Below are 10,021 nucleotides of genomic sequence, written 5' to 3' on the forward strand. Positions count from 1 at the left end.
CCCCGCCGAGCCAGGGCGGCGCCGAGGTCGTGCGGCTCGACCGTTTCCGCAAGAAATGATCTAGGCTGGGCGCGAGGCCGTCGCGCCCGGCCAAACTGCCTATATAGATGAGCACATGAAGAGGCCGCGCGGCGTTTCGCGCAGCAGAATGGATGTGCTCATGGACAAGCCGACCCACCCCTCGCGACGCTCCTCCACCCGCATCGAGACCGACAGCTTCGGCCCGATCGAGGTCCCCGCCGATCGCTATTGGGGAGCGCAGACCGAGCGCTCGCGCCAGAACTTCCGCATCGGGCACGACCGCATGCCGATCGCGCTCGTGCATGCGCTCGGCATCGTCAAGCTGGCCGCGGCCCAGTCCAACCGCGAGCTCGGCCTGCTCGACCAGCGCCGGGCCAATGCCATCATCCGCGCCGCACGCGAGGTGATCGACGGCAGCCTCGACGACCATTTTCCGCTGGTGGTGTGGCAGACGGGCTCGGGCACGCAGACCAACATGAACCTCAACGAGGTGATCGCCAACCGCGCCAATGAGCTGCTCGGCGGCGAGCTCGGCGCCAAGAAGCCGGTCCATCCCAACGACCACGTCAACATGAGCCAGTCGTCGAACGACTCGTTCCCGACCGCGATGCATATCGCCGCAGCAGGCCGCATCACCGCCGACCTGATCCCCGCGCTGGGCGAGCTGCACCGCGCGCTGCGCAAGAAGGAGAAGGAGTTCGCCAAGATCGTCAAGATCGGCCGCACCCACGCCCAGGACGCAACGCCGCTCACGCTCGGCCAGGAATTCTCCGGCTATGCCGCGCAGGTCGAAAGCGGCGTCGCCCGGCTCAAGGTCGCGGTGAAGGACCTTTATCCGCTCGCGCAGGGCGGCACCGCGGTGGGCACCGGCCTCAACTCGAAGCCGCGCTTCGCAAAGCTGTTCGCCAAGCATGTGGCCGCGATCACCAAGCTGCCCTTCACCAGCGCCGCCAACAAGTTCGAGGCGCTGGCATCCAACGACGCCTATGTGCTGGCGCATGGCGCCATCAATTCGGTGGCGACGGGCCTGTTCAAGATCGCCAACGACATCCGCCTGCTCGGATCGGGCCCGCGCTCGGGCCTGGGCGAGCTGATCCTGCCCGAGAACGAGCCGGGCTCCTCAATCATGCCGGGCAAGGTCAACCCGACCCAGTGCGAGGCGATGACCATGGTGTGCTGCCAGGTATTCGGCAATCACACCGCGATCACGGTCGCCGGCAGCCAGGGGCATTTCGAGCTCAACGTCTACAAGCCCGTGCTCGCCGACAACATGCTGCACTCGATCCGCCTCATGGCCGACGCCGCGCGCTCCTTCACCGAACATTGCGTCAGCGGCATCCGCGCCGATGAAAAGCACATCCGCGAGCTCATGGAGCGGTCGCTGATGCTGGTGACCGCGCTCGCACCCAAGATCGGCTATGACAACGCCGCCAAGGTGGCGAAGACGGCACACGCCAACGGCACCACCCTGAAGGAGGAGGCGCTGAGGCTCGGTTTCGTCTCGTCCGACGAGTTCGACCGCCTGGTGCAGCCGGAGAGGATGACCAAGCCGGGGTAATTCCGAATTCCGATAGTTATCCGTAATGATACGGAGGCCAAAACAGCATAATTATAACGACCTCAAGGGAAAGCCTTGATTACCGTCAATGTTTCGGGGGGGATGCGTGCTACGCAACCCTTCCCCTTCATGGGGCCAAATTCATTGTTTGATGGTCACAAGGGCCGATTGACGAGGACGAGCGAATGGCGATCAAGTCATATTGGGCGCAAGGCGGCGCCCTGTTTCTGAATGTTTCATCCCGCCCGTCGAGGATCGGGTGATGGAGACGCGACATGGGGAACGTCATCAACCTGAATCGCTTCAGGAAGCGGGCCGAGCGGGAAGCATCGGCCAAGCAGGCGGAAACCAACCGGGCGAAGTTCGGGCGCACCAAGGCCGAGCGCTCGGCGGAGGAGAAGCGCAAAGCGCAAGCGAAGGAGCACCTGGACCAGCATCGGATCGACCGCGAGGAGCAGCCATGAAATCGCCCGTCGTCAAACGATCGATCGTCGTCGCCGGACACAAGACCAGCGTCAGCCTGGAAGAGGCGTTCTGGAACGGCATGAAGGAGATCTCCGGCCTGCGCAACATGACGCTGTCCGAGCTCGTCGGCGAGATCGACGGCAATCGCCAGCAGGGCAACCTGTCGTCGGCCATCCGCCTGTTCGTTCTCGACTACTTCAAGAACCGCGCCATGGCCATCCCGCCGGAGCAGAAGGTCCCGGCTCAATAGCCGCCAGAGGCGCGCCGGCTGCGGCGCGCGGGGCTTGCACTTTATAATCACTCTAAGGTGCAACCTGGGCAGGCCGAGCCGGCTTGACCTCAATGCCCTGCGTTGAAAATACAGGGCATGACCGACGACGATGACACGCGCCCGCACATGCCGCTAGGTCTGGCCCAGCGCGGCTACACCGGCGTCATTCAACACCTTTCCGCCAAGGGCACAGGGTCGGCGCTGCCGGACATCGAGCTGGAGAGCCGCCTGATCGAACTCGGCTTTGTCGAGGGCGCCCGGGTGGAGATCCTGCACGAGGGCATCGTCGGGCGCGATCCGATCGCCGTTCGCGTCGATAACATCACGATCGCGGTACGCCGACGCGAAGCCATGGCCATCATCGTCGCGTGATGCGGCCGGAGCTCTGATCCCAGGCCTTTGATCTCATGGAAGCACCCCTGCTGCATCTCGCCCTGGTGGGCACGCCAAACAGCGGCAAGACCTCGCTGTTCAATGCGCTGACTGGCAGCCGGCAGAAGGTCGCGAACTATCCGGGCGTCACCGTCGAGCGCAAGGAAGGCTTTTTCGTCACCCCCCTGGGACGCCAGGTCTCGGTGGTCGACCTTCCCGGAACCTATTCGCTGCGCGGCCGCAGCCCGGACGAGGAGATCACCCGCGACTTCGTGCTCGGCAAGGCATCCGGCGAGAGGATGCCCGATCTCGTGCTCTGCGTGGCCGATTCGACCAATCTGCGGCTGACCATCCGCCTCCTGCTCGAGCTCAAGCGCACCGGCCGGCCGCTGATCCTGGTGCTCAACATGTTCGACATCGCGAGCCGCCGCGGCATCACGGTCGACGTCGAGCGCCTCGCCAGGGAGCTCGGCGTGCCCGTGGTCACCTCGATCGCGGTGCGCAAGGGCGGAACCACCGAGCTGTTGAAGCTGACCGACGAGATCTCGGCGAAGCTCGACCCCGAGCCTCAGGAGAACACCTGGCGCGCGCTCAGCGTCGCCGAATTGCGCGCCACCCAGCGCGAGGCCGACCGGATCATCGCCGACTGCGTCAGCCTGCCGAGCCGTCCCGACACCTGGACCGCGCGGATCGACGCCGTGGTGCTGCACCCCGTCGGCGGCCTCCTGGTGCTCGCGCTGATCCTGTTCGTGATGTTCCAGGCGGTGTTCGCCTGGGCGCAGCCGCTGATGGAGCTGCTCAATTCGGGCTTCGATGCGCTCGGTGAGCTCGTGCACGACACCCTGCCCGCCGGCCTGCTGCAAAGCTTCCTGCAAAACGGGGTGATCTCCGGCGTCGGCAGCGTCACCGTGTTCCTGCCGCAGATCATCATCATCTTCCTGTTCATCCTGCTGCTGGAAGATTTCGGCTACATGGCCCGCGCGGCGTTCCTGATGGACCGCATCATGGGCGGCGCCGGCCTGCACGGCCGCGCCTTCATTCCGCTGTTGTCGAGCTTCGCCTGCGCCATTCCCGGCATCATGGCGACGCGCGTCATCGACAACAAGCGCGACCGGCTGACCACGATCCTGATCGCGCCGCTGATGACCTGCTCGGCGCGCATTCCCGTCTATACGCTGATCATCTCCGCCTTCATTCCAGCCAGGGACGTCTGGGGCTTCATCAATCTCCAGGGCCTCGTGATGTTCGGCCTCTACGCGACCGGTATCGTCAGTGCGCTTCTCGTCTCGTTCCTGATCAAGTTCTTCATGCTGCGCGATTATGCGCCGGCGCCCTTCATGCTGGAGCTGCCGGACTACAAGATGCCGCGCCCGAAATCGATCGCGATCGGCATCTTCACGCGGGCGAAGATGTTTTTGCAGCGCGCCGGCACCACGATCTTCTCCATGATGGTGCTGATCTGGTTCCTGGCCTCGTTCCCGCAGCCGCCGGCGGGCGCCACCGAGCCGGCGATCGACTTCAGCCTGGCTGCGATCATCGGCAAGGCGATCGCGCCGCTGCTCGCCCCGGTCGGCTTCAACTGGCAGATTGCGGTGGCCCTGATCCCGGGCATGGCGGCGCGCGAGGTCGCGGTCGCGGCCCTCGGCACCGTCTATGCGATCGAAGGCGGCAAGGAGGCGGCCGAGCAGATCGGTCAGGCGCTGGCGACGAAATGGTCGCTCGCGACCGCGCTGTCGTTGCTTGCCTGGTACATCTTCGCCCCGCAATGCGCCTCCACGCTGGCGGTGATCCGGCGCGAGACCGGAAGCTGGATCTGGATGGCGACGACCTTCGCCTACATGCTGGTGCTCGCCTATGCCGCGAGCCTTTTGACCTACAACGTCGCGGTCGCGCTCGGCGCGGGGTAGCTGTTCGCCTCCGTCGGACTAAAAACGCGAAAACAACCCCATGCAAAGTAGCCGCCGGCTGCCGGGATGATGACCGGTTGCGCCTGTGAAGCCATTGACACGTCGGGCATAACGGGCTCGCAGGATGGGTTGAGCGCAGCGAAACCCATCATTCCCTGACACGCTCAGCAGGCGTCGATGGGTTTCGCAAGAGCTCTACCCATCCTACGGGCTGCTGGCACATTCAGAGAACGAGTTGACCCGTCGGGCAAAACAGCGGCACGATGGCATGATCGAAGAATTCTGGTGCGATTTGACCTGTCGCCTCTTATCCGGTCCGCTTCCTGGTGTTGGCCGACCAAGCCTAACCGCGGAAGGAAGCGCCGTGCTCGGTCACCCCAAGGCACGTCGTTGCGGCCCAAATAGTCTGGATCTAGTCAGGCTTTCCGGGCATCGGCGCCCGGACAAGCCATTGAGCTAGATCAATGCTCGCCCCGTCCCCGACCTCAGGGTCCCAGCGAGACCTCGAAGGACCGGCCATGAACCTGCTGCTCAAGGAAATCCGGCACAGTCCGCTGCTGTGGCTGTTGATCTTCGTGCCCGTGGTGATCGCGCTCGAGCGCATCATGCCGGATGCGCACACGCTGCTCTTCGTACTGGCCGTGATTGCCATCATTCCGCTCGCGAGCTTGCTCAGCCACGCAACAGAAGCCGTCGCCGAGAAGACCGGTGATGCCGTGGGCGGGCTGTTGAATGCCACGCTTGGGAATTTGACCGAGCTCATCATAGCCGTGACCGCTCTGCACGCCGGTGAATACATGCTGGTCAAGGCCTCCATCGCAGGTGCGATCGTGACCAATTCGCTGTTCATGCTGGGTGCGTCCCTGCTTCTGGGCGGGCTGAGGCACCACGTGCAGACCTACAATCGCGCGGGCGGGCGGCTCTATTCAGCGCTGCTGCTGATGGCCACGATCGCCCTGTTATCGCCGTCGGCTGTGGCTGATCTCGACTTTCCCGGACGGGAGGCGACGGTTCATCGGTTGAGCGCTGCCTTGGCGTTTCTGCTGATTGCTGCCTACGGCCTCGGCCTGCTTTTCTCGCTGAAGACGCATAAGGAATTGTTCGCCAGCCAGGACCATGGCGAAGGGGCCGCACCAACGCTGCCGCTCGGGGTGGCTGTGGCGACGCTTGTGGTCGTGACCATGCTGGTCGCGCTCGTGAGTGAAATTTTCGTGGAGTCGGTGCAGAAGGCAGCCGAAACGCTCGGCATGAGCCCGGCGTTCGTCGGCTTCATCGTGGTTGCCCTTGTCGGCGCCGCAGCCGAGATGGCAGTTGCATTTTCTGCGGCACGCCGGAACCGACTCGATATGAGCGTCAGCATCGCGCTGGGAAGCGCGGCCCAGATCGCCTTGTTCGTCGCACCCGTCCTCGTGCTGCTTAGCTATGTCGTCGGGCCGCAGCCCATGGACCTTCAATTCTGGCCCGGGGCGGTGACCATGGTCATGATCGCCGCTGTGGTCACAAGCTTCATAACCAATGGCGGACAGTCGGCCTGGTTCATCGGTGCTCTCCTGCTTTGCATCTATGCCATTTTCGCGGTGACGCTCTACATGATACCGCCCGGCTCGCACGGCCCTGTCTAGGAACGGGCAGACGTTTACTCGTCTGCAGCCGGCGGCTATGTTCGCGCACGTCTCCAGCCCGCGCCGTACTGCTCGATCTCGACGGAACGCTCGTTGATTCCCAGCCGGGCATTGTCGCAAGCTGCTCAGCCGCACTGCGTGCGCTCGGACATGATCCTGGCGAAGCGCTCGATATCAAGCGCGCGATCGGGCCGCCACTCGAGGAGATCTTGCAGGCCTTGCTGCAAGCGCGCGGAGACGACCGGTTCGATGAAGCTGTGACATCCTATCGTCAGCATTACGGTGAAGTCGGTCTGCTTGGAAGCGAGCTCTATCCCAGAATCAGCGGCGCGCTCGAAGACATGCGTCGCACCGGATTGCGAATCCACCTGGCCACATCGAAGCGTGAAGTCTTTGCCCGGCGCATCCTGGAGAACCTGAAACTGGCGCCGGGGCTCACGCGGTCGATATGCGCGGTCATGGCGTGCTTTGGGGGTATGGTAGGCGGGATGAGCTTGAAGCGGCTGGCGCAGACCAGCTGGTGGAGTGGACTGCCGATCTCGCTCGGATTGTTTTATCGATGTTGAACGGGTAGCCCGTTTTCAGCCACTGAACTGGTACAGCCGGCAATGTTTGGCAACAGAAGCGATCAGCAACGATCTTCGCACCCGGATTTGAATCGCCTTCCCGCGACTGACTGCGTATGGTTTGACGATGTCCCGCCTCAAGTGTCTCGCGATTATCATCGTTCTGTCGCTGCTGTCCGGCCTCGTGTCGGCGGCTCCCGTTCACAAGCGGCCTGCGCCGCGCTGGCACGGCTACGGCTTCCTGCCGGGCTATCGCCAGCCGCCGAGCAACAGCCAACCGCTCTATGCCCAGAAGGACCCGACGTGGCGCGTCGCGCGCAGCAATCGGCGCCCTTGGTACATTGACCCGGTCCCCCGCTATTACCGGTATGATGGCGAGTGGCACTATTTCGGCCGGCCCGGCATTTACAACGGCCGCTACAATGGCGGCAGCTTCGGTCCATGCTGGACGCGAACGCCAATCGGACCGATCTGGAATTGCGGCTGACCCGAGCCCGGCTCGCAGCTCGTGGGATGGGTAGAGCTCTTGCGAAACCCATCATCGCGCACGTATCAAGGAATGATGGGTTTCGCTGCGCTCTACCCGTCCTACGAGCCGGGCTCTCGGGCCCGATCCGCGCGACATCCGAAATGAAGAGGCCGCCCATCGAGGCGGCCTCTCGCTTGTGGTCAATATCAAATCACTTGTTGTAGCCCTGGCTTGTGCACCACCACATGGCTTCACCCGCTGTCGCGCCGTGGTCCACGACGTATTTTCGGCACGCTTCGTAATTGACAGCATAACGCTTGGCGCAGGGGACGGAGGATATACTCCCGCTGCTCCAGGAGCATTTGTACTGAGCATTTGCTGTCGAGATTGACAGGGTTGCGACAGCGAGACTCACGACGACGAGCGACAAGGTCTTCATGGCTATCTCTCCCGGATTCCAGGGATAGCGAGTGCTATCCCTGGTGGCATGATAGCATGCCTTCGACTGCGGATGTTCGACGAATGCCCATTCAGGACCCGAGAGGAAGGTCGCCGAAGCAGACCAACGATCAACGGATGCTGACCGTTCGTCCGCAGGACCATCGTCAAGCCGGTAGGATGGGTAAAGCGCAGCGAAACCCATCAACCACGTCGCAAGTCCCCTTTGATGCGCTCGTGCCAACGAACGGTGATGGGTCTCGCAAGAGCTCAACCCATCCTAGGGACTCTTACCGGAAATACCCCAGCACGAGATCGAGGTCGGAGCGGCCGGCGGCGGTGCCGTTCAGCTCGGCATCGATGACGCGGCGGCAGGCGTCCACCGCGGCCTGGTCACCGAGATCGTTCGCTGCTTCCAACACGAGCCAGGCCGCGTCCACCGACGCCTTCTCCGGGGCTGCGCCGCCGACGTCGCGGTTAAGACCCTTGTTGAGATTCTTGCGGGCTGCGGTGCCGAATTGAGGCAACATTGCAAACACTCCCCTCTCGAATTCCGGAATGATGCTCAGTGCATCTGGAGCTCGGCCTGACGACCCGCGGCGGGATCGGCGGCTCCGCTGTTCTTGCGCGACTGGTAGAACTTCAGGATGCTGCGCGACGTCTCGATGTTGAGGCGGCCGAACTCGCGCTCGTTGTCGTTGAGGTCCCGCGCCGTGATCAGATGATCCTTGGCGCCGAGGAACAGCAGCGACATCGTGGTCTCCCAGGAGAAAGCGAGCGCCTTGCACAGCACCAGGAGCATCTCGCGGTTGCGGTCCATCAACGCGCGCTCGATCACGTCGACCGGAAGCGACGACAGCAGCGACAGACCGATCTGCACCTCGTCGAAGCGGTGCTGGCGCGCATAGTTCGAGATCGAGTCCTGGTTGAGATTGCCCTGCCGGTACTGCGTCGTCACCACGCGCTTGGCGACGAAGTAGCTGCGCGAGGAGGGACCGAACTTGGATTGCAGGTCGCCGGTGACCTCGGTCACCGAGCTCTGGATCTGCGCCATCATCTCGGGGCGCTCGGTCTCGAGCCGGCGGCGGACGTCCTCCGACGCCTTGGCGATGAGCTGCTGGAAGATGTGCCGCGGCACGTCCTTGCGCAGGCCAAGCTGCTCGGCGAGGATCGAATCGCCCTCGGCGCGCCGGACCATGTGGAGCAGGCCCGAACCCGAGAAGCGTGCGCCCTCGTTCCTGGCGACGGAGCTCACGACCTCCTGGTTGCCGCGCTTGACCAGCACGTCGGTTACGGCCTCGCCGATCGACTGGCGCTGCGAGATCGCGAGCAGGTGCGACTGGCCCTTGGTCATGGCGCTCTGGACCAGAACCCTCTCGTCGATGCGGGTGGAGTCGCGCAGCACGGGACCGGCAACCTCGATCTCGTCGTCGAAGGCCAGCTGCTCGATCACGTTGAGCGGCGCGTGATCGCACGCCGCCATCAGCTCCGAGAGCTGCGTACGCGCGGCGACCTCGATCTCGTCGGCAAGCCGTCCGATGACCTCGCCGAACATGCTGATCTCCTCGTCGCTGTAGCGGCCGGTGATCAGAAGGTCGGTCGCATGCCACAACGCACGCGCCCGGCTCTCGTCGGTGCCGCGCGCGATCGCGTCGTCCAGATCCTGTAGAAGCGATTTCGCCCCGTTCATTCGATAACCCCAGTTCTTGGCGAGCCGTCCTGCCGCTGTTGACAGGACGCCGAATTCCTCTGGAGCCGACGCTAGTCGTCAAACGCGAGAATTCAGTAAAATCGGCAAATCAGTTTTGCTGACCAAAATTCATTAAAATGCGCGCAAAATTCTTCACCGCCGCGCAAGACTGCACGGCGGCGCTGCCACGCGCGCGGTGTGCTCCCTCTCCCGCTTGCGGGGGAGGGCTGGGGTGGGGGTGCCTCCGCAATCGAGGCTCCCAACGTGGACAGAGCCCCCACCCGGCGCTTCGCGCCGACCTCCCCCGCAAGCGGGAGAGGTTCAGCGTGCCCGCGGCCGATCGATTCAACCCAAGTTCGTTCTGCTCTTATGGATTCGACGGTATCAGGACCAGCGGCGGCTTCGGCTTGGGCCTTGGCGGCGGCGGTCCCGGCGCCGGCCTCACCTCGATCGGCGGCGGCAGCGGCGCGACCTGCTGGCTTGCGAGCGGCGGGCTTGGCGCCGCGGGGGCTGCGTGCGGCACCTTGGGCATTGGCGCGGCCTTTGCTTTCGGTGGGGTGCGGCGCGGATCCTGGCCCGGCAACGGTATGTTGGCCGGCGCCGGCTCGGGTGCCGCGTCCGGAGACACCAGCGTCGGAAGCG

General features: G+C 64.0%; 9 protein-coding genes and 2 pseudogenes. 9 read left to right on the forward strand and 2 right to left on the reverse strand.

All coding sequences use genetic code 11. The annotated features are described in order from the left end of the window. The first annotated feature begins 148 nt into the window (after positions 1–148). From fumC to AYJ54_RS30895, 8 genes and pseudogenes are all read left to right on the forward strand, one after another. Complete coding sequence (gene fumC / locus AYJ54_RS30860; protein ID WP_063705039.1) at positions 149–1,579, forward strand: class II fumarate hydratase; 1,431 nt, start codon at positions 149–151, stop codon at positions 1,577–1,579. Positions 1,580–1,854: 275 nt separating this feature from the next. Further along, on the forward strand, positions 1,855–2,043 hold the full coding sequence (locus AYJ54_RS30865; protein WP_063705041.1) for a DUF4169 family protein: 189 nt from the start codon (positions 1,855–1,857) through the stop codon (positions 2,041–2,043). After that, positions 2,040–2,294 (forward strand): ribbon-helix-helix domain-containing protein, encoded by a 255-nt coding sequence (locus tag AYJ54_RS30870; RefSeq protein WP_063705042.1) that lies wholly within the window; start codon positions 2,040–2,042, stop codon positions 2,292–2,294. The genes AYJ54_RS30865 and AYJ54_RS30870 overlap by 4 nt, the downstream gene beginning before the upstream one ends. A 117-nt stretch (positions 2,295–2,411) precedes the next feature. Beyond that, positions 2,412–2,687 (forward strand): FeoA family protein, encoded by a 276-nt coding sequence (locus tag AYJ54_RS30875; protein WP_063705044.1) that lies wholly within the window; start codon positions 2,412–2,414, stop codon positions 2,685–2,687. Positions 2,688–2,722: 35 nt separating this feature from the next. Beyond that, positions 2,723–4,594 carry a ferrous iron transporter B gene (feoB, locus tag AYJ54_RS30880; RefSeq protein ID WP_063705046.1) on the forward strand — a complete coding sequence of 624 codons (1,872 nt, stop codon included), beginning with the start codon at positions 2,723–2,725 and terminating at the stop codon, positions 4,592–4,594. Between the two features lie 518 nt (positions 4,595–5,112). Further along, positions 5,113–6,216, forward strand: a complete 1,104-nt coding sequence (cax, locus tag AYJ54_RS30885) for a calcium/proton exchanger (protein WP_063705048.1) — start codon at positions 5,113–5,115, stop codon at positions 6,214–6,216. Between the two features lie 68 nt (positions 6,217–6,284). Continuing rightward, positions 6,285–6,790 (forward strand): annotated as a pseudogene (locus AYJ54_RS47945) (HAD hydrolase-like protein). A 119-nt stretch (positions 6,791–6,909) separates the two neighbouring features. After that, complete coding sequence (locus tag AYJ54_RS30895; protein ID WP_063705051.1) at positions 6,910–7,269, forward strand: hypothetical protein; 360 nt, start codon at positions 6,910–6,912, stop codon at positions 7,267–7,269. A 710-nt stretch (positions 7,270–7,979) separates the two neighbouring features. Here AYJ54_RS30895 and AYJ54_RS30900 read toward each other — a convergent pair. Next, entirely contained in the window at positions 7,980–8,219 is a 240-nt protein-coding gene (locus AYJ54_RS30900; RefSeq protein WP_063705053.1) for a hypothetical protein, read from the reverse strand. A gap of 35 nt (positions 8,220–8,254) precedes the next feature. Beyond that, positions 8,255–9,379 (reverse strand): DUF2336 domain-containing protein, encoded by a 1,125-nt coding sequence (locus AYJ54_RS30905; protein WP_063705055.1) that lies wholly within the window; start codon positions 9,377–9,379, stop codon positions 8,255–8,257. Positions 9,380–9,705: 326 nt separating this feature from the next. Here AYJ54_RS30905 and AYJ54_RS53560 point away from each other — a divergent pair. Continuing rightward, positions 9,706–10,021 (forward strand): annotated as a pseudogene (locus tag AYJ54_RS53560) (hypothetical protein); the annotation flags it as partial.

It is taken from the genome of Bradyrhizobium centrolobii, from assembly GCF_001641635.1.
Classification (GTDB): domain Bacteria; phylum Pseudomonadota; class Alphaproteobacteria; order Rhizobiales; family Xanthobacteraceae; genus Bradyrhizobium; species Bradyrhizobium centrolobii.

What these genes read in the sequence shown, in the direction of transcription:
- fumC (WP_063705039.1), top strand. Translation starts at nt 149, where the DNA reads ATGGATGTGCTCATGGACAAGCCGACCCACCCCTCGCGACGCTCCTCC.
- AYJ54_RS30865 (WP_063705041.1), top strand. Translation starts at nt 1,855, where the DNA reads ATGGGGAACGTCATCAACCTGAATCGCTTCAGGAAGCGGGCCGAGCGG.
- AYJ54_RS30870 (WP_063705042.1), top strand. Translation starts at nt 2,040, where the DNA reads ATGAAATCGCCCGTCGTCAAACGATCGATCGTCGTCGCCGGACACAAG.
- AYJ54_RS30875 (WP_063705044.1), top strand. Translation starts at nt 2,412, where the DNA reads ATGACCGACGACGATGACACGCGCCCGCACATGCCGCTAGGTCTGGCC.
- feoB (WP_063705046.1), top strand. Translation starts at nt 2,723, where the DNA reads ATGGAAGCACCCCTGCTGCATCTCGCCCTGGTGGGCACGCCAAACAGC.
- cax (WP_063705048.1), top strand. Translation starts at nt 5,113, where the DNA reads ATGAACCTGCTGCTCAAGGAAATCCGGCACAGTCCGCTGCTGTGGCTG.
- AYJ54_RS30895 (WP_063705051.1), top strand. Translation starts at nt 6,910, where the DNA reads ATGTCCCGCCTCAAGTGTCTCGCGATTATCATCGTTCTGTCGCTGCTG.
- AYJ54_RS30900 (WP_063705053.1), bottom strand. Translation starts at nt 8,219, where the DNA reads ATGTTGCCTCAATTCGGCACCGCAGCCCGCAAGAATCTCAACAAGGGT.
- AYJ54_RS30905 (WP_063705055.1), bottom strand. Translation starts at nt 9,379, where the DNA reads ATGAACGGGGCGAAATCGCTTCTACAGGATCTGGACGACGCGATCGCG.